25 protein-coding genes are annotated in these 23,590 nt (G+C 71.8%); 13 read left to right on the top strand and 12 right to left on the bottom strand.

All coding sequences use genetic code 11. From position 1 onward, the window contains the following. Nucleotides 1-56 precede the first annotated feature (56 nt). From HNR30_RS16970 to HNR30_RS16940, 7 genes are all read left to right on the top strand, one after another. Nucleotides 57-539 (top strand): Asp23/Gls24 family envelope stress response protein, encoded by a 483-nt coding sequence (locus HNR30_RS16970; protein ID WP_246378627.1) that lies wholly within the window; start codon nucleotides 57-59, stop codon nucleotides 537-539. After that, nucleotides 536-802, top strand: coding sequence for an Asp23/Gls24 family envelope stress response protein (locus HNR30_RS16965; RefSeq protein ID WP_181610803.1), 267 nt, complete (start codon nucleotides 536-538; stop codon nucleotides 800-802). Before HNR30_RS16970 ends, HNR30_RS16965 begins: the two co-directional genes overlap by 4 nt. 9 nt (nucleotides 803-811) lie before the next feature. Further along, nucleotides 812-1,000: a hypothetical protein gene (locus HNR30_RS16960; protein WP_181610802.1), complete on the top strand. Its 189-nt coding sequence runs from the start codon at nucleotides 812-814 to the stop codon at nucleotides 998-1,000. Beyond that, nucleotides 997-1,374, top strand: coding sequence for an Asp23/Gls24 family envelope stress response protein (locus HNR30_RS16955; RefSeq protein ID WP_181610801.1), 378 nt, complete (start codon nucleotides 997-999; stop codon nucleotides 1,372-1,374). The genes HNR30_RS16960 and HNR30_RS16955 overlap by 4 nt, the downstream gene beginning before the upstream one ends. 5 nt (nucleotides 1,375-1,379) lie before the next feature. After that, entirely contained in the window at nucleotides 1,380-1,931 is a 552-nt protein-coding gene (locus tag HNR30_RS50150; protein ID WP_181610800.1) for a DUF6286 domain-containing protein, read from the top strand. After that, on the top strand, nucleotides 1,928-2,506 hold the full coding sequence (amaP, locus tag HNR30_RS16945) for an alkaline shock response membrane anchor protein AmaP (RefSeq protein ID WP_181610799.1): 579 nt from the start codon (nucleotides 1,928-1,930) through the stop codon (nucleotides 2,504-2,506). Before HNR30_RS50150 ends, amaP begins: the two co-directional genes overlap by 4 nt. 82 nt (nucleotides 2,507-2,588) lie before the next feature. Then, on the top strand, nucleotides 2,589-3,272 hold the full coding sequence (locus tag HNR30_RS16940) for a DUF981 family protein (protein ID WP_181610798.1): 684 nt from the start codon (nucleotides 2,589-2,591) through the stop codon (nucleotides 3,270-3,272). 132 nt (nucleotides 3,273-3,404) lie between these two features. Here the strand turns inward: HNR30_RS16940 and HNR30_RS16935 are convergent, their stop codons facing one another. Beyond that, on the bottom strand, nucleotides 3,405-4,661 hold the full coding sequence (locus tag HNR30_RS16935) for an MFS transporter (protein WP_181610797.1): 1,257 nt from the start codon (nucleotides 4,659-4,661) through the stop codon (nucleotides 3,405-3,407). Between the two features lie 116 nt (nucleotides 4,662-4,777). Between HNR30_RS16935 and HNR30_RS16930 the strand changes: the two genes are divergently transcribed. Continuing rightward, nucleotides 4,778-7,480, top strand: a complete 2,703-nt coding sequence (locus HNR30_RS16930; protein ID WP_181610796.1) for a tetratricopeptide repeat protein — start codon at nucleotides 4,778-4,780, stop codon at nucleotides 7,478-7,480. A 111-nt stretch (nucleotides 7,481-7,591) separates the two neighbouring features. Here the strand turns inward: HNR30_RS16930 and HNR30_RS16925 are convergent, their stop codons facing one another. The 3 genes from HNR30_RS16925 to HNR30_RS16915 are packed head-to-tail and all read right to left on the bottom strand — an operon-like array spanning nucleotide 7,592 to nucleotide 9,023. After that, complete coding sequence (locus tag HNR30_RS16925) at nucleotides 7,592-8,218, bottom strand: dihydrofolate reductase family protein (protein WP_181610795.1); 627 nt, start codon at nucleotides 8,216-8,218, stop codon at nucleotides 7,592-7,594. Beyond that, nucleotides 8,215-8,691, bottom strand: a complete 477-nt coding sequence (locus tag HNR30_RS16920) for an SRPBCC domain-containing protein (RefSeq protein WP_181610794.1) — start codon at nucleotides 8,689-8,691, stop codon at nucleotides 8,215-8,217. The genes HNR30_RS16925 and HNR30_RS16920 overlap by 4 nt, the downstream gene beginning before the upstream one ends. Next, entirely contained in the window at nucleotides 8,688-9,023 is a 336-nt protein-coding gene (locus HNR30_RS16915; RefSeq protein ID WP_181610793.1) for an ArsR/SmtB family transcription factor, read from the bottom strand. The genes HNR30_RS16920 and HNR30_RS16915 overlap by 4 nt, the downstream gene beginning before the upstream one ends. Nucleotides 9,024-9,184: 161 nt before the next feature. Here HNR30_RS16915 and HNR30_RS16910 point away from each other — a divergent pair, with 161 nt between their 5' ends. The 5 genes from HNR30_RS16910 (at nucleotide 9,185) to HNR30_RS16890 (ending at nucleotide 13,578) form a co-directional block, all read left to right on the top strand. Continuing rightward, nucleotides 9,185-9,610, top strand: a complete 426-nt coding sequence (locus HNR30_RS16910) for a hypothetical protein (RefSeq protein ID WP_181610792.1) — start codon at nucleotides 9,185-9,187, stop codon at nucleotides 9,608-9,610. 9 nt (nucleotides 9,611-9,619) lie between these two features. Continuing rightward, entirely contained in the window at nucleotides 9,620-10,000 is a 381-nt protein-coding gene (locus tag HNR30_RS16905) for a DUF5655 domain-containing protein (protein ID WP_181610791.1), read from the top strand. Between the two features lie 75 nt (nucleotides 10,001-10,075). Then, nucleotides 10,076-10,867 carry a GNAT family N-acetyltransferase gene (locus HNR30_RS16900; RefSeq protein WP_181610790.1) on the top strand — a complete coding sequence of 264 codons (792 nt, stop codon included), beginning with the start codon at nucleotides 10,076-10,078 and terminating at the stop codon, nucleotides 10,865-10,867. Then, the gene (menC, locus tag HNR30_RS16895) at nucleotides 10,864-11,961 is read left to right on the top strand and encodes an o-succinylbenzoate synthase (RefSeq protein ID WP_181610789.1); all 1,098 of its coding nucleotides are present in this window, start codon (nucleotides 10,864-10,866) and stop codon (nucleotides 11,959-11,961) included. Before HNR30_RS16900 ends, menC begins: the two co-directional genes overlap by 4 nt. A gap of 21 nt (nucleotides 11,962-11,982) precedes the next feature. Continuing rightward, complete coding sequence (locus HNR30_RS16890; RefSeq protein ID WP_181610788.1) at nucleotides 11,983-13,578, top strand: PucR family transcriptional regulator; 1,596 nt, start codon at nucleotides 11,983-11,985, stop codon at nucleotides 13,576-13,578. Here HNR30_RS16890 and HNR30_RS16885 read toward each other — a convergent pair. From HNR30_RS16885 to HNR30_RS16850, 8 genes are all read right to left on the bottom strand, one after another. Then, entirely contained in the window at nucleotides 13,553-15,508 is a 1,956-nt protein-coding gene (locus HNR30_RS16885) for a prolyl oligopeptidase family serine peptidase (RefSeq protein WP_181610787.1), read from the bottom strand. The genes HNR30_RS16890 and HNR30_RS16885 overlap by 26 nt on opposite strands. Continuing rightward, complete coding sequence (locus HNR30_RS16880; protein WP_181610786.1) at nucleotides 15,505-16,485, bottom strand: erythromycin esterase family protein; 981 nt, start codon at nucleotides 16,483-16,485, stop codon at nucleotides 15,505-15,507. Before HNR30_RS16880 ends, HNR30_RS16885 begins: the two co-directional genes overlap by 4 nt. Then, a complete protein-coding gene (locus HNR30_RS16875; protein WP_181610785.1) occupies nucleotides 16,467-18,281 on the bottom strand; it encodes an ABC transporter substrate-binding protein in 1,815 nt (604 codons plus the stop codon). The genes HNR30_RS16880 and HNR30_RS16875 overlap by 19 nt, the downstream gene beginning before the upstream one ends. A 4-nt stretch (nucleotides 18,282-18,285) precedes the next feature. Then, nucleotides 18,286-19,104, bottom strand: coding sequence for an ABC transporter permease (locus tag HNR30_RS16870; RefSeq protein ID WP_181610784.1), 819 nt, complete (start codon nucleotides 19,102-19,104; stop codon nucleotides 18,286-18,288). Next, entirely contained in the window at nucleotides 19,101-20,051 is a 951-nt protein-coding gene (locus HNR30_RS16865) for an ABC transporter permease (protein WP_181610783.1), read from the bottom strand. Before HNR30_RS16865 ends, HNR30_RS16870 begins: the two co-directional genes overlap by 4 nt. Next, nucleotides 20,044-21,936 (bottom strand): dipeptide ABC transporter ATP-binding protein, encoded by a 1,893-nt coding sequence (locus HNR30_RS16860; protein WP_181611136.1) that lies wholly within the window; start codon nucleotides 21,934-21,936, stop codon nucleotides 20,044-20,046. The genes HNR30_RS16865 and HNR30_RS16860 overlap by 8 nt, the downstream gene beginning before the upstream one ends. Before the next feature lie 60 nt (nucleotides 21,937-21,996). Then, on the bottom strand, nucleotides 21,997-23,271 hold the full coding sequence (locus tag HNR30_RS16855; RefSeq protein ID WP_220133613.1) for a serine hydrolase domain-containing protein: 1,275 nt from the start codon (nucleotides 23,269-23,271) through the stop codon (nucleotides 21,997-21,999). A gap of 125 nt (nucleotides 23,272-23,396) precedes the next feature. After that, nucleotides 23,397-23,588, bottom strand: coding sequence for a ferredoxin (locus tag HNR30_RS16850; protein WP_181610781.1), 192 nt, complete (start codon nucleotides 23,586-23,588; stop codon nucleotides 23,397-23,399). Nucleotides 23,589-23,590 lie beyond the last annotated feature (2 nt).

The raw sequence follows: 23,590 nt of genomic DNA, 5'->3' as shown, positions 1-23,590 counted from the left end.
TTTGTCGCATTGGTTCGGGCATCTGAGCTAGCACACCCACAAAGTGGAGGCTTCTCATGACCGACACGACCGACACGATGGCCACCAAGGCCGACCAGGCGTCCAGCGCCGTCCCGCGGGCACGGGCCAGGGACGGCGAGGGGCTCGTCACCGGCAAGGGCACGACCAGCATCGAGGACGCCGTCGTGGCCAAGATCGTCGGCTTGGCGGCGCGCGAGGTCGCGGGCGTGTACGACATGGGCGGCGGCACCGCCCGGGCGCTCAACGCCGTCCGTGGCATGGTCGGCGCCGACAAGAACGTCACCCAGGGCGTGTCCGTCGAGGTCGGGGAAAAGCAGGCCGCCATCGACATCGACCTGGTCATCGAGTACGGCACCGCCATACCCGACCTCGCCGCCGCCGTACGCCAGAACGTGATCGGCGCCGTCGAGCGTATGTGCGGGCTCGAGGTGACCGAGGTCAACATCAAGGTCGACGACGTCCGCCTGCCTTCCGACGACACCGGCGACGAGCCCGAGCCGGAGCCCAGGGTCCAGTGACGGAGGCCAGGGCCATCGCCGAGCGGGTCCTGGCCTGTCCCGGTGTGGCAGGCCTGTCGGGCGGGCCGTTCGGCACCGTGGCCACCTATCTGCCCGGAGAGCGGCTCACCGGCGTCGCCGTACGCAACCACGGGGTCGACATCGCCATCGTGGCCCGCTTCGGCGACCCGTTGCCGGCCATCGCCGACGAGATCCGGTTGCTCGTCGGCGACCTGGCGGACGGCCGCCCGGTGAACGTCACCATCGACGACCTCGACATCTAGGAGGCTCCCATGAACTCGTTCCCAACCCTGCCGCTCATCGGCATGGCGACCGGCATCATCCTCGGTCTGGCCGGCGCGTTCGGAGGGCTCGGCGCCTTCCTGCTCGTGCTCGTGCTGGGCGCGGTCGGATTCTTCGTCGGCCGCATCGCCGAGGGCGGAGAGGTGGACCTGTCGTCGCTGATGGCGAGGCGGCGATGACCACTCTCGCAGTCGCTCCAGCCCAGGTCAGAGGACGCACAGACGTCAGTGACCGGGTGGTGTCGAAGCTCGCCCGCCAGGTGGCGGGCGAGGTGGCCGGGGTGAGCGTGGTGAGCCAGGCGGGTGGGCTGCCCTGGGGCGGCTCCTCCGGCGGCTCGGTCGAGGGCGAGCTCGCCACGATCCGGCTGACGGTGGCGATCACCTACCCCGCCCCGATCCGCGCGACCACCGAGCGGCTGCGACAGCACGTCGCGGACCGCATCACCGAGCTGACCGGGCTCGGCGTGTCCCGGATCGACCTGAAGGTGGCGAGCCTGACGGTGACCTCTCCAGAGTCGGGGCCGCCCAAGGCTGGGCCGGGGGCGATCTCATGAGTGCCGTGAGCGAGCGCACCGCGCGCAACGCCTTCCGCCCGCGCCGCACGGTGCCCGCCATCATCGTCGCGCTCCTGCTCACCGCCCTGGGGATCGTGGTCGCCATCGAGGTGATCTCGTCCCTGCTGGGCCGGCCCGCGCGGCTGGTCAACTACGACGGCGTGTACGGCTGGGCCACCACGACGCCGTGGTCCGACCCGATGGTGCTGATCGCCTTCGGGCTCGTGGCCCTGCTCGGCCTGGTACTCCTGGTGACCGCCCTGCGGCCGGGACAACCGCGCCTGATGCCGGTCCGCACCGACGATCCCGATCTGGTCATCGGCATTCCGCCCAAGAGCTTCACCCGCGCCCTGGCCCACGCAGCGCAGGAGGTGGCCGGAGTCCATGCGGCGACCGCCTCGGTGCGCGGCAACACGGTCACCGTCACCGCCCGCACCTCCGGCTGGAACGACGCGGCGTTGTCGGAGACGGTACGGCAGGCCGTCCAGGCCCGGGTCGCCGCGCTCCGTCCGGTGGAGCCCTACCGGGTGACGGTCACCACCAAGGAGGAGAAGTGACAGGCAAGACGCGCCGCGGCAACCGGTGGGGCCTGGCCCTCGTCGGCCTGCTGCTGATGGTGCTCGGCGGGCTGGGACTGGCTCGCGGCCTGCGGGCGATGCCGCAGGACTGGGCGCCCGCCGACACGCCGCTCATCAACGAGCCGGTGCGCGCCGCCTTCTCCCACCCGTGGGTGTGGGCGCTGGTCGCGGCGGCGGCCATCGTGCTGGCGGTGCTCTGTGTGCGCTGGCTCCTGGTCCAGACCCGCCGCGAGACGGTGCGGACGCTCCGGATGGAGTCGCCCGGCGGGACGACCGAGGTCGCCGCGTCAAGCGTGACCCAGGCGGCCGCCGCCGAGCTGGCCGCCAGTCCGCTGGTCCTGAACGCCAGCGCCGACCTGGCGGGCGACGCCGAGCATCCCGAGGTACGGCTGCGCGTGGTGGCCGACGAGCGGGCGCCGATCGGCGAGGTGATCGACCGGCTGGCCACGGTGGCCATCCCGCACATGCGCACCGCGTTGGAGGCCGAGCACCTGCCGGCCGTGGCCACGGTCAGCCTCGCCCCCGCCCCGCCTCCGGAACGCGTCGTCCTTTGACCGGAGGACGTACAAGTCAAGATTCTTCCTAGCATCAGCGTCATAGCTGGTCACAGCCGCCGAACTGCACCACCTTGGTCGCATGAAGATCGACTGGACCCAGATGCCCACGTACAACACGATCATGGCGGTCGCAGCGGGCATCGGGCTGCTCCTCATGGTCGCGCTGGGACGTGACCTGCTGCGGGGCCGCACCGACGGGCTCACGGGATACGCGCTGGCCTTCGGCGTGCTCGGCACCGTCCTGACCACGACCGGACTGCACATGACGCTCACCTGGCCGCTGGCCGGGCAGGGCTTCCCGTTCGACAACATCATCTTCGGCGAGCCGTCGCTGGCCTTCGGCGTGATGCTCCTGGCCGCCGCGCTCTACCTGTGGAAGCGCGGGCTCGACCTGCGCGAGAGCGCCGATCTGGCCGAGCACGTCGTCGCCGTCGCCCGGCCCGTGTCGTGGTTCGCGGCGGCGATGGGGCTGGCGTGCTTCGGCATAGCCGCCGCCGGCTGGACCTACACCCTCTTCGCGGCGCCGCCGCAGGAGCCCATCTCCGGGCTGCTCGCGGACTACCCGCTGGTGGAGGCCACCTTCATCTCCGGGCTGTACGTCCTGGTGGGCGTCGGCGCGGTGCTCCTGCCCTTCGCGCTGGTACGGCGGGGCGGCCTGGCCAAGATCATCGCATGGTGCTGGGGGCTGGCGGGGCTGGCCTTCACGCTCTTCGGGGCGCTCAACTACTTCACCCACATCGGCCTGATCGTGAACACCATGTAGGCCCCCGGGGCCGCGGCAGTCTGCGCAGTCAGCGGTCGGGGATGACAAATCTCATCCCCGACCGCATCGCTCTCCGGCCGCGGCTAATGCCAGTCGCTGTCGCGCAAGTGGTTGTCGCGCCCGTACTCACGATCACGCATGCCGATCCCTCCCCCCTGACATCTCGACGGCGGAAGGCGGCGGCTCTCCGTCCGCCGCCCGTCCAATGCGGCACATCGCGCCGATCACCAGCGCCCCGGCCGACCCCGCCGCGGCGCACACGCCTATCGCCGCCGAGGCCGGCACCACCTCGGCCAGGCCTCCGGCCGCCGCGATGCCGAGCCCTTGCGCGGTCTGCAGGCCCGCGGCGGCGAACCCGATCGCGCGGGCCCGCATCCCGTCGGGCACGAGCTGCGTGAACTCGACCTGGGCCATAACCACGTAGCTGGCCAGCAGTCCCGACAGCGCCCACATGGCGAGCGTCACGGGCAGGCCGGGCCCGGTCACCGTCGCGATCAGCGGCAAGCCGGACGCGACCGCCAGCGGGACCGTCAGCCGCCGCCTGAGCACCGCCCCGAACTTGGCCACGATCACCGCGCCGACGGCACCGCCGACCACGTCCGCGGCCATCAGTGACCCGACCGCGGCCTCACCGGCCCCGATCTGGGCGGCGTACGGCGCGGCCAGCGCCTCGGGGACGACGTAGCAGCCGAACAACCACACCAGCGCGGCCAGCCCGAACAGCCGCCGGTCCCCGGTGACGTAGCGGATTCCGGCCAGGGCGAACCCTCCGGCCGGTCGGCCGAGGTCATCGGGTTGCGGCCGGTGGGCGCGGATGCCCCAGCGCAGCATCGCCGCGGAGGCCGCGAACGTGGCCGCGTTGATCGCCAGGGCCAGGTGCGGGCTGCCGGAGGCGCCGATCACCACGCCGCCGAGCGTGAACCCGGCGATCTGCGCGATGCCGTCCGTGGCGGTCATGATGCTCACCCCCACCGGGAACCGTTCGCCGGGCAGCACCCTGGGCATGGTGGCCGTGCGGGCGGCCGAGAACAGCGGCTGCGGACAGGTCACGGCGAACACCAGGGCGGCGAGTACCGGCAGGGGCAGCGAGGGGATGGCCATGAGCGCCATCAGGGCCGCCCGCGCCACGTCGACGGTCACCATGACCGCCCGGCGCGAGTACCGGTCGGCGAGCCCGGCCAGCAGCGGCGCGGTGAGCAGTGGCGGCAGCAGCGTCATGGCGTACACCAGGGCCGTCAGCGCCGCCGACGAGGTCCGGTCGAAGACCAGCAGCGCCAGCGCCACGCGCGCGAACTGGTCGCCGACGCGTGACTGCACCTGCGCGATCCACAACACCCTGAACTCGCCGACGGCGAGCACGTCGCGGAACCTCGCTGTGCGCTCTGTCATGGGACTCCCTGGGGCGGCGGATGGTGGTGGCCATTGAACTGAGCCGCCGCGTTGCCGGGAACCAAGCGTTGGAATACCTTGGAATCCGCCCCCATCCCCGTGGAGTCCGCGTTTCCGTGACCGATGCGCCCGGTTCCGACCTCGTGAGCAGTCTCGCCACATGGCTGGCGGCGCACCTGGCGGCCACCGGCCTGGGCCTGGAAGCCGCCGCCCGCGACCTCGGCGTCAGCGAGGTGACCGTGCGCTCCTGGCTGGCCGGGCGCAGGGCGGACGAGGAGGCCGGCGAGTTCGCGCACCTCGACACGCCCGCCAAGCTCGGGGCCTGGCTGCGAGAGCGCATCGCCGCCGCCGGTTGCTCGGTACGGCAGATCGCCGACGACACCGACGGGGTGAGCATGAGCACGATCTACTACTGGTTACGCGGCGACCACCTGCCCCGGCCCCCGGTCGAGGACGAACCCGACCGGTTCGACCTGCTGCTCAGCAATCCCCGACTGGGGCTGCACCTGCGCCAGCGGCTCCAGCTCGACCACATCCGCCGCCGGCTGACCGGAACCGCCCTGGATCGCAGGGAGCCCGACCGCGACTGGCCGGCCAGGGCCCTGCCGGCCGGCAACCGCTCCTTCACCGGCCGGGGCGCCGAGCTCAGGCGGCTCGACCGGCTCCTGCGCGACCACGCCCGGGGCCGGTCCGCCGTCATCGCCGCGCTCACCGGACCCGGCGGCGTCGGCAAGACGGCCCTGGCCGTGCACTGGGCCCGCACCCGGCACGTCCAGACGACGTTCACCGACGGATGCCTGTACCTGAACCTGAACGGCTACGCCGACACCGCGCCCACCCGTCCGGCGGAGGCGATGACCAGGACGCTCGTCCAGCTCGGCGTCCAGCCGCGTGACCTCCCCGACGACCACGAGGCGCTCGCGGCGCTCTACCAGCAGACCCTGGCCGCCAGGCGGCTCCTGCTCGTCCTTGACAACACCCACGACGAGGCCCAGGCCCGTCCGCTGCTGCCGACCGGCTCGGCCTGCCTGACCATCGTCACCAGCCGCCACCGGCTGCCGGGGCTGGCGGCCACCCACCCCGGCATCGACCAGCTGGAGCTGGCGAATCTCACCATCGCGGAAGCCGCCTCGCTGCTGCGCCGTCTCCTGGGACGGCTCGCCACCAGGGACGCCGGCGAGGACGACCTCGCCGCGCTCGCCGCCGCGTGCGGCCGGCTGCCGCTGGCCCTTCACATCGCCGCGGCCGGCTACCTGACGCATCACCACCCGCGGCACACGTCGGTCGCCGCCTACACCCGGTCGCTGACCGAGGACCCGCTGCGGCGCCTTGCCACCTCTCCGGCCGATCCCGCCACCACGGTGGCGGTCGCCATGGACCACTCCTACCGGCACCTGACCGGCGAGGCCGCCCGTGCCTACCGGCTGCTGGGTCTCCACCCCGGCCCCGATTTCACCGCCGCCGTCACCGCGAGCCTCACGGCCCGCCCGCTCGCGCGGGCGCGGGCGCTGCTGCTGGAGCTGGCCCAGGCCAACCTGCTGACCGGCACCGGCACCGGCACCGGCACCGCCACCGCCACCGGCCGCCACGCCTTCCACGACCTCGTCCGCGACCACGCGGCCGCGCGCTGCGCCGACACCGACCCCGACGAGGAGCGCCGCGCCGCCGTCGACCGGATCCTCGACCACTACCTCCGCACCGCGCACGGCGCGGCGCTGCTGCTGAACCCTTACTGGGAGCCGACGGGGTCGGCCGAGACAGAGGCGCGGACAGGGACGGAGTCAGAGGCCGAGGCAGGGGCAAAGGCCAAGGCGGGGGCAGAGGCGGGGGCAGGGGTCGGAGTCGAGTCAGAGGCCGAGGCAGGGGCGGCGCGTGAGGTCTTCGCCGACCACGGGCAGGCGGCGGCCTGGTTCGCGGACGAGCACCCCGTGCTCCTGGCCGCCATCGAACTGGCCGGCGACACCGGACGAGACGCCCACGCCTGGCGGCTGGCGTGGAGCATGACCGAGTACCTGGACCGGCTCGGGCTCTGGCACGAACTGGCCGCCGCAGGGTCGGCCGCGTCGGCCGCCGCCGAACGGCTCGGCGACGACACCGCGCGCTATCTCACGCACCGGATCCTCGCCCGCGCCACGATGCGGCTCGGCCGTCTCGACGACAGCGATGCGCATCTGCGTCACGTCCTCGACCTGGCGACCCGGCTCCGCGGCGAGCGCGGGCAGGCCCACGCCCACCTGAAACTCGCCGACCTGCGCGAGCTCCAGGGCCGTTTCGCCGAGGCCCTCGAACACGCCGGCCGAGCCAACGACCTGTGGCAGGCGGCCGGGTACGGGCTCGGGCAGGCCAGGGCGCTCAACGCGATCGGCCGCTACCAGGCGCTCCTCGGGGACTACGACCGGGCGCTCGCGCTCAGCCGTAGGTCCCTGGAATTGTGCGAGACCCTCGGATTCGGGTACGGCGAGGCGAGCGTGTGGGGCACCTTCGGCTACATCCGCGGGCGGCTCGGCCAGCATGACGAGGCGATCGCCGCCCACCGGCGCGCGCTGGGGCTGTACCGCGAGCTCGGCGACCGGTACGAGATGGCCGAGTCGCTCGGCTTCCTCGGCGATCTGCACCAGGCCGCGGGCGACCTCGCCGCCGCCCGCGAAGCCTGGCACGAGGCGCTGGCGATCTTCACCGACCTCGACCATCCCGACGCCGGCCCGATCAGGGCCAAGCTCGGCGCTCTCCCCGGAGATGGCGGATCGCACGCCGTACACCCGCGGCCCGCCGATCGCCCCCGCGAGATCACCGGCGAGACCACGCAGCGCCACGATTAGACCCCGCGTCATGATCCGGTGGGTAGGAGCGGTTGGAATCCGGTGCAATCACGGCGACGGACCTGCCCCGGCGCGCAGCGGACCGCTAGACGAACACGGCGAAGCCGATCGCTAGACGAACGCGGCGACGCCTTCGTACTCGCCGCGCGGCGCCTGTCCCGTGACCTCGTATTCGAGCAACAGCAACCCGCTCGGCGTGGTCTCCTGCCCGATCACCCGCAGCCCTGACGTGGCGCCCGGTCCGGACAGCAGGCGCCGGCCGGCGTGGAGCACGGTGGGGGCGACCACGAGGCGCAGCGTGTCGACCAGGCCGGCGGCGAGCAGCGAGTCGCCGAGGCGGGCGCTGCCGTGGATCTGGATCTCGCGCCCGGGCCGCGATCTGAGCTCGGCGACCGTCTCGGCCGGGTCGCCGCTGAGCACGGTCGTGGGGTTCCAGTCGCCCTCGCTCAGGGTGTTCGTCACGACGTACTTCGGCAGGGAGTTCATGCGCTCGGCGAACGGATCGGCGGGGTCGGTGATCTTCGGCCAGTCTCGCGCGAACGCCTCGTACGTGCGCCGCCCGAGCAGCAGTCCGTCGGCGAGATCGAGCCAGCCCGAGACCCGCCGCACGAAGGCCGCGTCGATGTACGGCACCAGCCAGCCGCCCTGGGTGAAGCCGTCGCTGGTGTCCTCGTCGGCCGAGCCGGGCCCCTGGCAGACCCCGTCGAGCGTGACGAACTCGGTGAGAGTGATCTTCATGACCTGTCCCCGCCTTCCACGAGTGCGGCGAGCTGGCCCGCGACGGTGCCCCACCCGTCGGCGAAGCCGAGCTTCTCGTGGCGGGCGCGGGATTCGGGGTCGCCGTGCCGTACGAGCACGCGGTAGTCGGTGCCGTCCGGGTGATCGCTCATGGTGATGGTGGCCGTCATCGAGACCGGGTCGGGAGCCGCGGGACGCCAGGTGCTGTCGACGGCGTTGGTGAACACGATCCGCTCGAGCTCGTCGACGGCGAGGAAACACGCGTCCATGTGCGGGACGAACGTGGTCCCCTCCTCGCTGAACCGTGTCACGAACGCCCCGCCGGGCCGCAGCTCCAGGTGGTCCACCAGGCAGAGGGCCGGCGCGGGTGTCCACCACTTGGCGAGCCGCGAGGGGTCGGTCCAGGCACGCCAGACGGTTGCGCGCGGGGCGCGGATGACGCGCTGGAGCGCCAGGTCGAGATCGGGATTCACGGCTCGTTCCTTTCATCGGTGACGAACTCTTCGAGGCGGTCCGTGCGCTCCTCCCAGATGCGGCGCTGGTCGGCGAGCCAGTCGTCGACGAGGCTGAGCCGCTCGCGGTTGAGGACGCAGGTGCGCACCCGCCCGTGCTTGACCGTGCGGATGAGCCCGCTCGATTCGAGCGTGCGCACGTGCTTCATGAACGACGGGAGGGTCATCGGGAACTCGCGGGCGAGGTCGCCGACGCTGGTGGGCGCGTGGCCGAGCCGCCGGACGACGGCCCGGCGGGTCGGATCGGCGAGGGCGACGAACACGTCGTCCAGCTGGGCCGAATACTGTGCCATAAGGCTAAGTATCAACGATTCCCAACAGTTAGCGCAAGGGCTAACTATTGGCCGCCGGTTCGTATCAGCGGGCGTGTCAGCCCGGCGACAGCCCGCTGTCAGTTCGGCGCGCGATTGTTGACCCATCGAGAAGCGCACCACCGAACACAGGAGCTCACACCATGTCTGTCACCCTCACCGCCCAGGACAAGCTCACCCTCCGCTCGGCCGCCTACGGCGCCGTCGCCCTGCTGGCCGCCGCCGACGTGGCCGGCGCTCCCCACAAGGCCGCCACCGCCGGCTCCCTGTCCCTGTACGCCGCGACCGGGCCGATCGGGCACGTGCTCGCCGAGAAGAAGCCGGGCGTCCGCATCGAGGGCAAGACCGCGGCGGCCATGGCCGACCACGTGCTGCCCGCCCTGTCCGCCTCCGTCGCCCTGCTCAAGCAGCAGGACCCGGCCGCCGCCGACGACTTCCGCCACACCGTCCTGGTCGCCGTCGACTCCGCCGCCCGGGCCCACAAGGGTGAGCCCAGCCCCACCGCCGCCGTGATGGCCGGCAAGATCGCCGCCGCGCTGGACGCCGATTCTGTCGGTGGTGGCCGCTAGGTTCCGACCATGGAGCAGAGGATCTGGACGGTCGACGACCACCTCGCCGGGAAGCCCGACGCCTCCGTTGACCTCTACCACCGCCTTGTGCGCCTGGTGGAGGCCTGCGGCCCCTTCACCTACGCGGTGGCCAAGTCGGCGATCACCTTCAAGGGCTCCCGGCGAGGGTTCGCCGGCGCCAAGCTCGACGCGCGCGGGCTCCGCGGCTACTTCGACCTGCAGCGGGCGGTCGAGGACCCGCGCGTCACCAACGTGAGCCCCTACACCAAACGCCTCTACGTCCACGCGTTCCGCGTCTCCGACCCGGCCGAGCTCGACGAGACCTTCGCCGGGTGGATCCGCGAGGCCTACGACGTGGGCCAGGGGCGTCACCTCTCCAACGACTCCTAGTTGTCCGAGCGGACGGAACCAACCACCCCCGTTTCGTCCGGCTCGACCAGCTGACCCACGCCACCTGCTGAAACCATGACCGGCGTGATCGAAGACATCCGCCTCCTCGACAGCGTCAGCGACCTGGAAGCCGTGCGACGCCTGTACGAACAGATCTGGCGGACGGGGGCGAGCAACCCGCCGGTGACCGCCGACTTCCTGCGCGCGCTCGCGAAGGCGGGCGGCTACGTCAGCGGCGCCTTCGACGGGGGCGAGCTGGTCGGGGCGTGCTTCGGCTTCTTCGCACCGCCCGCCTGCGAGGCGCTGCACAGCCACATCGCCGGAGTGGCGTCGCGGGCGCGGGGACGCAGCGTGGGCTTCGCGCTGAAGCTGCACCAGCGCGAGTGGGCGCTGGCGCGCGGCGCGGGCGAGATCTGGTGGACCTTCGACCCGCTGGTCCGCCGCAACGCCTACTTCAACCTGGCCAAGCTGGCGGCCGAGCCGACGGAGTACCTTCCCGACTTCTACGGCCCGATGGACGACGACATCAACCGGGACGACCCCACCGACCGGCTGTTCGTGCGATGGCGGCTCGAATCGCACGACGTGGAGGCCGCGTGTGCGGGCAAGATCCGTCACACCGGCGCCGGGCCGGTTCCCGCCCTGCTGGCGACGGGACACCACGGCGGCCCCGAGGAGCGTCGCACCACCGCGCGCACGGTGAAGGTCGCCGTCCCCGCCGACATCGAGACCATGCGCGAGCACACCCCCGACCTCGCCGCCGACTGGCGCACGGCCCTCCGGGACGTGCTCGGCGGCCTTCTCGCCGACGGCGGCAGGATCACCGGATTCGACCGCAACGGCTGGTACACCGTGGAGCGAGCATGAAGATCACCGCAGTCGAGGTCCGCACCGTCCGCATGCCGCTGGTCACCCCCTTCCGCACCAGCTTCGGCACCGAGACCGTGCGCGAGGCCGTACTTCTGCGTGCCGTCACCGACGAGGCCGAGGGCTGGGGCGAATGCGGCGCGGGCACCGCGCCCCTCTACTCCTCGGAGTACACCCACGCCGCCGCCGACGTCCTGGCACGCCACCTGATCCCGGCGATCAGGCATGTGCGCAGCGCGCACCACGTCGCCCCGGCGCTCGCGGAGTTCAAGGGCCACCGCACGGCCAAGGCCGCCCTGGAGATGGCGATCCTCGACGCCGACCTGCGCGCCCACGGCCAGCCGCTGAGCCACGCCCTCGGCGCGACGAGGACCGAGGTCCCGTGCGGCGTCTCGGTGGGCATCACGAACACCGTCCCCGAGCTCCTCGACACGGTCGGCGGCTACCTGGAGGCGGGCTACAGGCGCATCAAGCTGAAGATCGAACCCGGCTGGGACATCGAGCCGGTCAGGGCCGTGCGCGAGCGTTTCGGTGACATCCCGCTCCAGGTCGACGCGAACGCGTCCTACAGCCCGCACCACGCGGGCCACCTGGCCGGTCTCGACGCCTTCGACCTGCTGCTCCTGGAGCAGCCCCTGGCCGAGGACGACCTGCCGGGCCACGCCGAACTCGCCAGGCGGCTGAGGACCCCGATCTGCCTCGACGAGTCCATCGTCGACGCCAGGGCCGCCGCCGCCGCGATCACGATGAAGGCCTGCCAGATCGTCAACATCAAGCCGGGACGCGTCGGCGGGTATCTGGAGGCCAGGCGCATCCACGACGTGTGCGCGGCCCACGGCGTGCCCGTCTGGTGCGGCGGCATGCTGGAGACCGGCCTGGGCCGGGCGGCGAACGTCGCGCTCGCGGCGCTGCCGAACTTCCTCCTGCCCGGCGACACCTCGGCCTCCGACCGGTACTTCCACACCGACATCACGCCGCCGTTCGAGCTCGCCGACGGCCACCTGGCCGTGCCGACCGGCCCGGGGCTGGGCGTCTCCCCCGTTCCCGAGCTGCTCGACGAGGTGACGGTCTCGACGACCTGGGTGGCCGTATAGCCCAACTACCATGAAGTCGACATGCGGAAAGCACCCTTGACCCACCTGCTGGAGGAGCTCGGCTCGACCATCCTCGACGTGGTCTGCGGCGACGTGAGACCGGCCGAGATCGGCGGCGTGGTGATCTACGACCCGCTCGACGAGCCCGAGTTGCCCGGCGACGCCCTGGTTCTCGGGGTGGGTCTGCACGGTGACCTCGCCGACGTGGTCGCCCGGCTCGGCAGGAAGGGCGCCGTGGGCCTGGTGGTCAGGGCGCCGGTCGAACCCGACGAGGACCTCGTCGCGGCGGCGAAGGAGTCGGGCGTCGTCGTCCTGGCCTTCGCCCGCGGCGCGTCGTGGAACGACCTGACCGGCATGCTCCGCACGCTGACCGGCGCCGGTGATCCGTACGACACGGGTGGCCGGACCCGCGCGGGTGATCTGTTCGCCGTGGCCAACGCCATCGCGGCCCTGCTCGACGCGCCCGTCACCATCGAGGATCGCCATTCGCGGCTGCTGGCCTTCTCCGGGCGCCAGGACGAGGCGGACCCCTCGCGGGTCCAGACGATCCTGGGCCGCCAGGTCCCTCCGCATTTCACCCGCATCCTGGAGGAGCGCGGGGTGTTCCAGGCGATCTACCGCAGCGATCGGCCGGTGTTCGTGGCGCCGCTGCCCGAGACGGGCGAGCTGCCGAGGGCCGCGATCGCCGTGCGTGCCGGCGACGAGATCCTCGGCACGATCTGGGTCGTCGTGCCGGAACCTCTGAGCGAGGAGCGCGGCCAGGCGCTCCACGAGGCCTCCAAACTCGTCGCGATGCACATGGTGTGGCAGCGTGCCGACGCCGACAGCGAACGCCGGCTGCGCGCCGACCTGCTGGCGACCGCGCTGGAGAGCGGTCCTGAAGGCCGCGAGGCCGTGCGGCGGCTCGGGCTGAAGGACGAGCCCACGGTGGTCCTCGCCCTCACCGTCGCGCCGTCGGCGACCGAGACGCCCGCCCAGGTGGGCGCCGAGCGCAAGCGTCTGGCCGACGCCTTCGCGATGCACCTCACCGCGATCCACCCGCGCGCCGTCGCCGCGCTGATCGGTGACGTGGCGTACGGCATCCTGCCGCTGGCCCGCGATGACGCGGAGGAGCGCGCCACCCTGATCGCGACGGAGTTCCTGGGCCGGGTCGGTTCCCGCCTGCGCCCGCTGATCGGCGTCGGCCGGCCGGCCAGGGACAGCTCCGCCCTGGCCAGGTCGCGCTCCGGCGCGGAGCAGGCCCTGCGGGTCCTGCGTGCCGGGGTGCTCGACCAGCAGGTGGCCCTGCTCGACGACGTCCATGTGGAGGCGCTGCTGCTGGAGCTGGCCGACCTGGTCCCGCGGGCCGACCTGCCGAGCGGAGCGATCGCCAGGATCGTGGCCTACGACAGGGAACACCAGGCCAGCCTGGTCGAGACGCTGCGCGCGTGGCTCGACGCCTTCGGCGACGTGGCGGTCGCCGCCGCGGCCATGTACGTGCACCCGAACACGTTCCGCTACCGGCTCCGGCGGGCCGCCGAGGTCGGCAGGATCGACCTCGCCGACCCGGCCGCCCGGCTGGCGGCCATGCTGCAGCTGCGCCTGATGTCGATCAGATCCGCAGGCCAAGACTCCTGATCAGGAACGCCAGCCACTCGGTGTCCTGCTCCACCGCGACGTCGTGGCCGGTCGCCGCACCGTGCCCGGCGTTCTCGAAGACGTGCACGAGGATCGGGGCCTCGCCCTCCTGCGCGGCCTGCAGGCGGGCGGCGAACTTGCGCGCGTGCCAGGGACGGCACCGCGGGTCGGTGGCGCCCGCCTGCAGGTAGACCGCGGGGAAGACGCCGGGGCGGATCAGCTCGTAGGGCGACAACCGCAGGAAACGCCGCACATCCTCGGGATCGTCCGGGTCTCCCCAGGCCTTCCTGATGACGAAGTCCAGGTACGGGTCGCGGGTGCCGCCGATCAGGTCGAGCAGGGGCGCGCGCGGCAGGACGGCACGCCACAGGTCGGGGCGGGTGGTGGCGGCGACGCCGCACATCAGGCCGCCGTCGGACCCGCCGGTCAGGGCGAGCCGGTCGGGAGCGGCCAGACCGGTGGCGATCAGGTGCTCGGCGACCGCGACGAGGTCGGCGTCGCGCACGTGCTTGCGTTCGCGGTGCGCGGCCAGCCACCAGTCGCGGCCGAACTCGCCGCCTCCGCGCGGGTAGGCCTGGACCAGGGTGCCGCCCGCGGCGACGAAGGCGGCCAGATCAGGCTGGTAGGCGGGCAGCAGGGGCACGTTGGCGGCGCCGTACGCGGACACCAGCACGGGGGCGCCGGTCGAACCGCCCGAGACCACGTGGTACGGCACGGCCACGCCGTCGGGGGCGATCGCCCTGCCCTCCCCGATCGTGGCGTCGAGGGTCACCGAGGGGGCGGCGAGCGTTTCGAGGTCGCCGCCTGGCCGGTGGCTGTACACCCCCCACGAGCTGGTCAGCGTCGAGAACGCGAAGACGAAGCAGGGCGCCGGGTTGCCCACGGCCAGCCCGGTCAGCGGGAAGAACGGCGCGGACAGCGCCCCGCGTGCGGGCAGCGGCACCTCACCGACCATCGTCCCCGCCCGGTCGAGGATCCGCACCCGGGCGAAGACCTGGTCGAACTCGCTCAGATACAGCCGATCCCCCACGGGCGTGAGCGAGCGGAGCACCGTGTCGCCTTCCGGGACGAGCTCGGTCCAGTCGTCGGGATCGTCGAGCGCGATCGCGACGACCCTCCCGCGCGGGGCGCCGACGTCCGTCACGGCGAGATAGTGGTCGCCGACGATGTGGCCGGCGATAGTGCCCGGGCAGTCGGTGATGAACGGCCGCCACTCCTGCCCCGGCCGCCTGACCGCGACGGGGATCGGGCTGCCCACCCGGTGACTGGCGACCTCCCATGACGTGCTCGCCTGGATGAGGGTGTACTCCTTCGATGTTCCCACCGGCACCGGCTCCAGCGCGGTGCCCGTCCCCAGCCTGTGGACGAACACCGCCTGCTGGAACTCCTCCGGCGAGCCGGTGAGCGCGAAGAAGTAGAACCCGCTGCTGTCGGGCAGCCACGACACCCCGCCCGCCCAGGCGCTGTGCAGGACCTGCACGGGACCGTCGAGCGGGCGCCCGCTGCCGACCTCGACGAGCCGGATCGTGTTGTGCTCGCTGCCGTCGTCGCAGATCCCCGCGGCCAGGACCTGACCGTCGGGCGAGGGAGCCAGCCACGACAACACGCCTTCGTCCAGCGAGAGGACCTCACGTCCTTCCCCGTACGGCAGGCGGGAGGCGACGACGCCCGAGCCGGAGGCGCGGAACCAGAGCCCAGCCGCATACCGGGGCAGAGCGGGCCGGGACCCGGCGTCGTAGGCCAGGACGAGGTCACGGACGGCATCCACGTCGACGCCGTCGAAGATCACGGAGGTGGCCAGCGCGGCCTGCTCCCGCTGCCACGCCCGTACCTCCGGCGTCTCCTCCTCCAGCCATCGGTACGGATCGGGTACCGCGATCCCGGCGACGTCCTCGACGACGCCGACGGTCCTGGCGGGCGGGTAGTTCATCGGTACTCCTCGAACTCGGCGCGCAGCCTTTCGTACGCGCCGGGGATCAGTGTGGCCCGCTCCAGATGCACGACCGCGTCGTACTCCTGTCCCGCCTCGGGCGGCACGCCGGGCTCGCGCTCCTCCAGCAGGACATCGCAGTCGAAGGGGCGCGGCGAGCGCTCCACGAAACGGATCACCGGGCCGGAGCCGTACGTCAGGCCGACGACGGCGAGCCGGTCGCCCAGGGCGCGATGCAGCAGCTCGCCCATCATCGGCCTGCCCTCGAACGGCGTGCGCCGCACGTGCACGTTGTGGGCGCTGACCACCACTCGCTCCTCACGTTCCAGGACCCAGCGCACGGTGTCGGCCATGAAGACCTCCCGAGGGTACGGCTCCCCGTCGGGGACCGGCCGCAGCTCCTGGAGGAAGGCGCGCAGCGAGGCGGCCGCCTGCCGTACGACCGGGTCCGGATCGGCGAGCGCCCGTTCCGCCAGCGCCCGCAGGCCCGACAGCAGCCGGTCGCGGTCAGGGCCGGGAAGGGCCGCGAAGCGGACAGCCGCCTCGGTCCTGCCGCCGAGGTCGCTCAGGCGCACCAGCTCCGGGTCCACGCCCGGCATGCGATCGGTGACGACCCGCACGGCAGGGCCGGGCGAGGTGGAGGAACCGGGCAGGTCCATCCCGTAGAAGCCGACCCCGGCCGAGCGCATCCACGCGAGCTGCCGCCGCATGGCGTCGTTCTCACCGAACCGGTAGGTGATGCCGTCGCGGGAGACGTCGGTGACGTCGCCGGGGCCGCCCCGGACCCAGGCGTCGACCGCCAGGCCCTCGGCGAACCCGGATTCCATCACGAAGGCCGTGAACCCGTGCTCCTCTGCCAGATAGCGCAGGATCCGGTCCTTCAGCTCGTAGAACTCGGTGATGTTGTGCGCGCTCTCGCCCAGGGCCACGACCCTGACCGCGGGCGAGAGCTCGGTGATCAGCTGTGGAAATACCATTGTTCCGGCGAGTAGAGGAAGCTGAGCAGCGCCCTGAACGACGCGTCGGGTCCCGAGAGCGTGTTCTTCCAGACCACCAGCGTGTGCGGGGTCGGGAAGAAGAGCACGGGAAGGTCGGTGGCGAGCGCGGTGACCTCCGCCGACAGCGCCTTCTCGTCGGCGCCGAACGTCGAGGCCTCGATCAGCTTGTCGGCGTCGGCGCTGGCGTAGGAACCCAGGTTGAAGCTGCCCTCGGTGTTGAACACCGTGTTGCCGCTGGGATATCCGGCCGCGAGGTAGAGCGGGCCGTAGTCCTGCATCGCCCACTCGTTCGCCTTGGCGGGGGCGAAGGAGTTGCCGTAGTTGGCGTACATGTAGTTGAGCGACTTGGTCACGAGCTTGACCTCGATGCCCAGCTTCTTGGCCGCCGACACGAACGCGACGTCACGGGCGCCGACGTACTCAGGGGTGTTGGCCGAGGCGATGGTGAAGCTGATCTTCTGCCCCTGCTCGATCCCGACGCCGCACAGGCTGGGCTGCTCGCAGGTGGTGGCGCCGTCGGGCACGACCTTCCAGCCGTGGTCGGTGAGCAGCTTCTGCGCGGCCGCAGGGTCGTACGGGTAGGGCGGATTGTCGCCGAAGGCCGGCGGGTAAGGCGAGCCGCTGCCCGCCGTGCTGTAGTTGACCGACCCTGCGCCGTTGTAGATGCCCCGGCCGGCCACGTACCCCTTCTGGTCGATCAGCCGCTGCAGCGCCTGCCGGATGTACGGCTGGGCGATGACCTTGTCGAACCCGTCGACCGTGTGCTTGAAGTTGATGGTCAGCGAGTCGAACCGGGCAGGCGCGGGCCCGCCGTAGACGTTGTAGCCCTTGGCCTTGAGCGCCTCGATCTGGGAGATGAAGCTGGAGTCGAGCGTGCCGACGGTCAGGTTGCCGGCCTTGAACTGGTTGAGCACCGCCGAGGCCGAGGTGAACGCCTTGAAGTCGACCTGGTCGAGCCGCTTCTCGCCCGGCCCGCTGTAGGAGGTGTTGGGGACGAGCGAGAAGGAGCCCGTCGTCGGGTCGAAGCTCTTGAGCTTGTACGGCCCGTTGACCACCTGCCAGAGCGGGTTGGTGGCGAAGGTCGACTGGTCGCTCGACTCCCCGGTGAGGTAGTCGTAGATCGCCCCGGCGTTCTTGGGCTGGGTGAAGTCCAGGTGGGGCCCGCCGTCGCGGGCGATGTTCCACTCGGCCGACGGCATGACGTACAGCAGCGTCAGCATCGACATCAGGTACGACGGGTTGTAGGCGGTCTCCAGCCGGAGCGTGAGCGTGTCGGGCGCGCTCGCCGTGGCGGTGAGCCCGTCGGGGAACTGGCCCGGGGTGTAGAAGCTCCAGTTGGCGGGACTCTTGGCCAGCGCCGCCTTGAGCAGGGCGACGGAGAAGACCACGTCGTCGGCGGTGACCGGCTTGCCGGTCGACCACTGGTAGTCCTTCATCTTGATCGTCACGGTCTTGCGGTCGGCGCTGTAGGTGGGCGGCTCGGCCAGGCTCAGCGCGGCGTCGGCGACCTGGTCGCCCTCGCCGCTCGGCCGGTAGAGCGAGCGCCACAGCTGCCCGCGGGCGATCACGGTGCCGTTGGCCGCGGCCGGTGGATAGGGGTAGATGTAGTTCGGGCTGAGCCCGGGCGTCAGCGCCACGACGGCGGTGCCGCCGTCCTTGGGGGTGCCGGTCTGCTTCGGCGGCTCTTTCGCGATGTCCTTCGCCGGTGCGCCGCCGCCGGCGCACGCCGAGGCGGCGAGCAGGGCGACGAGCGCGAGCGAGAGTCGTCCACGCATGGTGCTAACTCCTGACTGAGGTGGGTCGCCCGATCGCGTCCCTGAGCGCGTCCGCGAGCAGGTTGAGGGCGAGGACGGTGAGGATGATGCAGCCGCCGACGGGATAGACCAGCCACCAGTAGTCGGCGGAGATGTAGGTGACGCCGCTGGCGAGCTGGCTGCCCCAGTCGGCGGCCGGGTAGGTCAGGCCGAAGCCCAGGAAGCCCAGCGCGGAGACGACCAGGATCGCGTCAGCCACCTGGAAGGTGACGTTGACGATGATCACGCCGAGGGCGTTGGGGATGAGGTGGGTGAGGATGACCCTGCTCCTGGAGGCGCCCATCACCTTGGCGGCCAGCACGAACTCCCTGACCCTCAGCGTCAGCACCTCCCCGCGCACCAGCCGCGCCGAGAGCAGCCACGAGAAGCAGCCGATGACCAGGGCCAGCGTGACCGCGTTCGCGTGGAAGCGCGCCGAGAGGATCAGGACGAAGAACAGGAAGGGGATCGACAGCATGACGTCGACCAGCCGCATGAGGAAGGCGTCGACCACGCCACCGGCCAGGCCGGCGACGGCTCCGTAGATCGTGCCGATCGTGGTGGCGAACAGCGCGGCCAGCAGGCCGATCTGCAGCGACACCTGTCCGCCCGCCATCAGCCGGCCGAGCACGTCGAACCCGTTGGTGTCGGTGCCCAGCGGGAAGCCGGGACCCGGTGGCAGGGCCGCGTTGACCAGGTCCACGTCGGTCTGGTTGGTCGGGTACACCAGCGGGCCCAGAAAGCAGAACCCGGCGATGAGCACCAGGAGCACGCCCCCGGCGAGCGCGAGCGGATGCCGCCTCATTTTCTCAGCTCGATTCGGCGGTCGGCGGCGGCGACCAGGAGGTCGGCGACGAAGTTGCCGGCCACGGTGAGGACGCCGCCGATGAGGGTGTAGGCGAGCAGCACGGGATAGTCCTCGCGGTGCAGGCTGTTCAGGAAGAGCAGGCCGAGGCCCGGGTAGTTGAAGAGGGACTCGACGATCAGGTTGCCCGCCAGCAACGTGGGGACGAGCGTGCCGACGAGGGTGATCAGCGGCAGGCAGGCGTTGCGGAGCAGGTGGCGGAGCAGGATCAGCCGCTCCGGCAGGCCCTTGGCCCGCGCGACCCGGATGTAGTCCTGGCCGAGCTGGTCGAGGGCGGACGAGCGCTGGTACTGCGCGAAGACCGTGATGCTCCCGGCGGCCAGCGTGGTCACGGGCAGCGCCATGGCCCATGGGTCGGTGAAGACCACCCAGGGCGAGTGCGACTGGGAGGCCTCGGCGGGGAACAGGCCGAGCGCCTGGCTGAAGATCGCGATCAGCAGGAGCCCGAGCAGGAACGACGGCGTGGCGTACAGCACGTACGACACGGCCGTGGTGGCCCGGTCGACGAGGCTGTTGCGCCTGACCGCCTGCAGGATGCCGAGCGGGATCGCGACCGCCAGCGCCACGACCAGCCCGGCCAGCGACAACATCGCGCTGCGGCCGGCGTACTGGGCGAGCAGGGTCGCGACGTCCTCGTTCAGCTTGTAGGACCGGCCGAGGTCGAGGCGCAGCAACTGGCCCAGGTAGGCGAGGTACTGCGTGATCACCGAGCGGTCGAAGCCGTGCTCCCTGTTGAACGCGGCGACCGCCTCGGGCGAGGCACGCTGGCCCAGCACCACCCGGCCGGGGCTCTCCGACACCAGGTGCAGCATGAAGAAGACGGCCGCGGAGATCCCGAGCAGGACGAACGCCGAGACCACCAGGCGGCGCAGCACGTACCTAGCCATTGCGGCCCCCCTGGAGCGGGTAGTGACAGGCCACCCGGTGGGTGCCGCCGAGCGACGTCATGGGCGGCTCGACCCGCGCGCAGGTCTCCGTCGCCAGGGCGCAGCGGGTGCGGAACCTGCAACCGCTGGGCGGGTCGATGGAGCTGGGCAGCTCGCCGCGCACCCGCGTCCCGCTCTTCTCGCCCTCGGGAACGGCCGCGAGCAGGCCGGCCGTGTAGGGGTGGGCGGTGGAGCCGTACACCTCGTCCGTGGTGCCGCTCTCCACGAGCTTGCCGAGGTACATGACGCCGACCCGGTCGGCGAGGTAGCGCACGACCGCGAGGTCGTGCGAGATGACCACGCTGCTCAGGCCGCGTTCGAGCTGGATGCGGCGCATCAGGTTGAGCACCTGGGAGCGGATGGAGACGTCGAGCGCGCTGACCGGCTCGTCGGCGATCAGGACCTTCGGGTCGAGGGCGAGCGCGCGGGCCAGGCCGACCCGCTGGCGCTGGCCGCCGGACAGCTCGTACGGGTAGCGGTCGAGGACGCCTTCGGGCAGGCCCACGTCGCCGAGCAGCCGTCTCACGCGCTCGTCGCGGTCGCCGATGCCCTGGATGACGAGGGGTTCGCGCAGGATACGGCCGATGCGCATCCGCGGGTCGAGCGCGGCGCCGGAGTCCTGGAACATCATCTGTACGGCGGGCCGCGGCCGGGTGACCTTCTCGCCCTCGAAGAGGATCTCGCCGCTGTCGGCCCTGTCGAGGCCCACGAGCATCCTGCCCAGGCTCGACTTGCCGCAGCCCGACTCTCCCACCAGGCCGAACGTCTCGCCCGCCGCCACCTCGAAGCTGACGCCCGAGACGGCCTTGACGGTGCGGCGCCCCGCAGGATGCTCGCGGACCAGGCCGTCGACCTTGAGCAGGGTGTCGCCGCTCTTCCCTCGGGCGATCCGCTCCCGCGTCACCGTTCGCGCCGGTCCGCCGGCCGGGTGCCAGCAGGCGTAGGTGCCGGTGAACGGCGGTTGCTCCTGGCGGCACCGGTCCGTGGCCGCCTCGCACCGGGGTGCGAAGGGGCATCCGGGCTCGGGCCGGGTCAGGTCGGGCGGTGAGCCGGGGATGCTGAACAGCGCCTCGTGCCTGTCGTGCGCGAGCGTCGGGATGGACGACAGCAGGGCCCGGGTGTAGCGGTGCCGGGTGTGGCCGAAGAGCGTCGCGGTGGGCGCCGACTCGGCCACGCGCCCGCCGTACATCACTCCGACACGATCCGCTCGCTGGGAGATCACCCCCATGTCATGCGTGATGAGGATCATCGACATGCCGCGTGCGGATCTGAGCTCGTCGAGCAGGTCCAGGATCTCGGCCTGGATGGTCACGTCGAGAGCGGTGGTGGGCTCGTCGGCGATGACGATCTCGGGCTCGCAGACCAGCGCCATCGCGATCATCACGCGCTGGCGCTGGCCGCCGGAGAGCTGGTGGGGGTAGCCGTCGCGCTTGATGCCGACCTGGGTGAGCATCTGCTCCGCGCGCTCGCGGGCGGCTCGCCTGGAGGCGGCGCGGTGCAGGCGGACGGGTTCCGCGACCTGCTCGACGATCTTCTTGGTCGGGTTCAGCGAGGTCAGCGAGTCCTGGAAGATCATCGCGATGTCGTTGCCCCGGTAGTGCCTGGGGTTCATCGCGAGCAGGTCCCGGCCGGTGAAGTCGATCGTCCCGCCGGTCACCCGGCCGCCGGCCGGCAGCATGCCCATGATCGCGAGCCCGGTCATGGACTTGCCGGAACCGGTCTCGCCGACGATCCCCAGGGTCTCGCCGCGGCCCAGCTCCAGGCTGACGTTCGACACAGGCCGGACGACCCGGTCACCATGCCGGATTTCTACCGACAGATCCCTGATTGACAGGGTTTTCTGCACATCCACGCGACGATAGTGGAGTTTTGGCTGGTAGCGGTGTTCGTCCGGCCTGGCGAATGTTCAGGGAGCGATTCGTCCGGCCGAACGAACATCGGCGCGGCCGGTGTGCAGGAAGCGGGCCCGGCCGGTGCCGTCGTCGCCCACGAAGGCCACCGGACCACGGCCGGGCTCGGCGGGGATCAGCGCATCGCCCCGCCAGGCGAGCAGTTCCGTCCGGTAGGGCTCCTCGTCGAGCTCCGCCGTGATGCCCAGAGGCACGTACTCCAGCCACAACCGGCCCTGGCCGTCGGCGCTCACCGTGGTCCTGCTCGTGCTCGACACGTACGTGCCGGCACAACGGGCGGCGTCCACGGGGCGCGCCGGATCGGGTACGGGCTCCTCCGGCAGCTCCATCAGGCGGCCGGCGATCTCCTTCATCAGGGGGCGCGGGGAGCCGCCGTTGGTGAGGATCGCCACGGCCAGGTCGCGGGCCGGGTCGACGCGCAGGATCGCCGACTGGCCGATGGTGTTGCCGTCATGGCCGAAGACCAGGCCGCCCGGCAGGTCGTAGAGCTCCCAGCCCAGGCCCCACGCCGTGCCCCAGCCGATGTCCGGCAGGGTGACCTGTGGCTGAAGCATGGCCTGGAACCGGTCGTCCGCCAGGTGCGCGCGGGCGAAGGCCAGCAGGTCGCGCGCGGTCATCGCCAGCATCGACCCGGCGGGGGCGTTCGAGCGCGCCATCGCCCAGACCGTGGTGGGGGTCCCGCCGCCGAGATGGCCCACGGCGGTGCGGTGGAGGATCGCCTCGTACGGATCGCCTGCCGCGTGCGTCATGCCCAGCGGGGTGAACAGGTGGTCGCGCATGCACGCGTCGAACGGCCTGCCCCGCACGACCTCGACGATCCGCCCCAGCACGCAGAAGCCCGCGTTGTTGTAGGAGAACATCTCGCCCGGCTCGAAGATCTGCGGCACCTCGCCGAGGAGGCCGACGTAGGCGGCCAGGCAGTCGTCACCCTTGCCGGTGTCGGTGAAGACGTCGCCCTCGAACCCCGCGACGTGGCACATCAGCTGGCGGACCGTCGCCGGTCTGAAACCGGGCAGGTAGGTGCGCACCTGGGCGTCGAGGTCGACCTTCCCCTCGTGAACCAGCTGCATGACCAGGGTCGCGGTGAGCACCTTGGTGATCGAGCCGATCTGGAACAGCGAATCGACCGTCGCCTCGACCCCCGTGGCGGTGTTCAGCACGCCCGCCGCGGCCTCGGCCACCTCGCCGCCGACGTCGACCGCCACCGCCGCACCCGGCACACCGTTCTCGGCCAGCAGCTCCGGCAGCAGGCCCCTGATCTCATCCAGCACCCGGCCCAGCGTAGGCAGGGCGAGGATCATCGCGTTCGTCCGCTCCGACCACCGAGAGGTTCCCGGTTCGTCGGATCGGCCAGGTCAGAAGGCCGCGCCCCCGGTCGGGGGGCGCGGCCTTCTCGTCACGGGGTCGCTTTGATCGCCGAGGCCGGGCACCGGTCCACCGCCCGGCGGACCGCGTCCCACAACTCGGCCGGAGGCTCGGGCCGCAGCACGATCGAGGTGCCGTCGTCGTCCTGGTCGAAGACCTCTTCCGAGGAGTACACGCACATGCCGGAGCCGATGCAGCGCTCGGTGTCCACGGTGACCTTCATGG

The organism is Nonomuraea soli, from assembly GCF_013761175.1.
GTDB classification, from domain to species: Bacteria; Actinomycetota; Actinomycetes; order Streptosporangiales; family Streptosporangiaceae; genus Nonomuraea; species Nonomuraea soli.
This window is presented reverse-complemented; position numbering and strand designations above follow the sequence as displayed.

Excerpts from the sequence above, each read along its gene's own strand:
- HNR30_RS16970 (WP_246378627.1), top strand. The coding sequence starts at position 57 with ATGACCGACACGACCGACACGATGGCCACCAAGGCCGACCAGGCGTCC.
- HNR30_RS16960 (WP_181610802.1), top strand. The coding sequence starts at position 812 with ATGAACTCGTTCCCAACCCTGCCGCTCATCGGCATGGCGACCGGCATC.
- HNR30_RS16955 (WP_181610801.1), top strand. The coding sequence starts at position 997 with ATGACCACTCTCGCAGTCGCTCCAGCCCAGGTCAGAGGACGCACAGAC.
- HNR30_RS16940 (WP_181610798.1), top strand. The coding sequence starts at position 2,589 with ATGAAGATCGACTGGACCCAGATGCCCACGTACAACACGATCATGGCG.
- HNR30_RS16935 (WP_181610797.1), bottom strand. The coding sequence starts at position 4,661 with ATGACAGAGCGCACAGCGAGGTTCCGCGACGTGCTCGCCGTCGGCGAG.
- HNR30_RS16925 (WP_181610795.1), bottom strand. The coding sequence starts at position 8,218 with ATGAAGATCACTCTCACCGAGTTCGTCACGCTCGACGGGGTCTGCCAG.
- HNR30_RS16915 (WP_181610793.1), bottom strand. The coding sequence starts at position 9,023 with ATGGCACAGTATTCGGCCCAGCTGGACGACGTGTTCGTCGCCCTCGCC.
- HNR30_RS16910 (WP_181610792.1), top strand. The coding sequence starts at position 9,185 with ATGTCTGTCACCCTCACCGCCCAGGACAAGCTCACCCTCCGCTCGGCC.
- HNR30_RS16905 (WP_181610791.1), top strand. The coding sequence starts at position 9,620 with ATGGAGCAGAGGATCTGGACGGTCGACGACCACCTCGCCGGGAAGCCC.
- HNR30_RS16900 (WP_181610790.1), top strand. The coding sequence starts at position 10,076 with ATGACCGGCGTGATCGAAGACATCCGCCTCCTCGACAGCGTCAGCGAC.
- menC (WP_181610789.1), top strand. The coding sequence starts at position 10,864 with ATGAAGATCACCGCAGTCGAGGTCCGCACCGTCCGCATGCCGCTGGTC.
- HNR30_RS16890 (WP_181610788.1), top strand. The coding sequence starts at position 11,983 with ATGCGGAAAGCACCCTTGACCCACCTGCTGGAGGAGCTCGGCTCGACC.
- HNR30_RS16885 (WP_181610787.1), bottom strand. The coding sequence starts at position 15,508 with ATGAACTACCCGCCCGCCAGGACCGTCGGCGTCGTCGAGGACGTCGCC.
- HNR30_RS16880 (WP_181610786.1), bottom strand. The coding sequence starts at position 16,485 with ATGGTATTTCCACAGCTGATCACCGAGCTCTCGCCCGCGGTCAGGGTC.
- HNR30_RS16875 (WP_181610785.1), bottom strand. The coding sequence starts at position 18,281 with ATGCGTGGACGACTCTCGCTCGCGCTCGTCGCCCTGCTCGCCGCCTCG.
- HNR30_RS16870 (WP_181610784.1), bottom strand. The coding sequence starts at position 19,104 with ATGAGGCGGCATCCGCTCGCGCTCGCCGGGGGCGTGCTCCTGGTGCTC.
- HNR30_RS16865 (WP_181610783.1), bottom strand. The coding sequence starts at position 20,051 with ATGGCTAGGTACGTGCTGCGCCGCCTGGTGGTCTCGGCGTTCGTCCTG.
- HNR30_RS16850 (WP_181610781.1), bottom strand. The coding sequence starts at position 23,588 with ATGAAGGTCACCGTGGACACCGAGCGCTGCATCGGCTCCGGCATGTGC.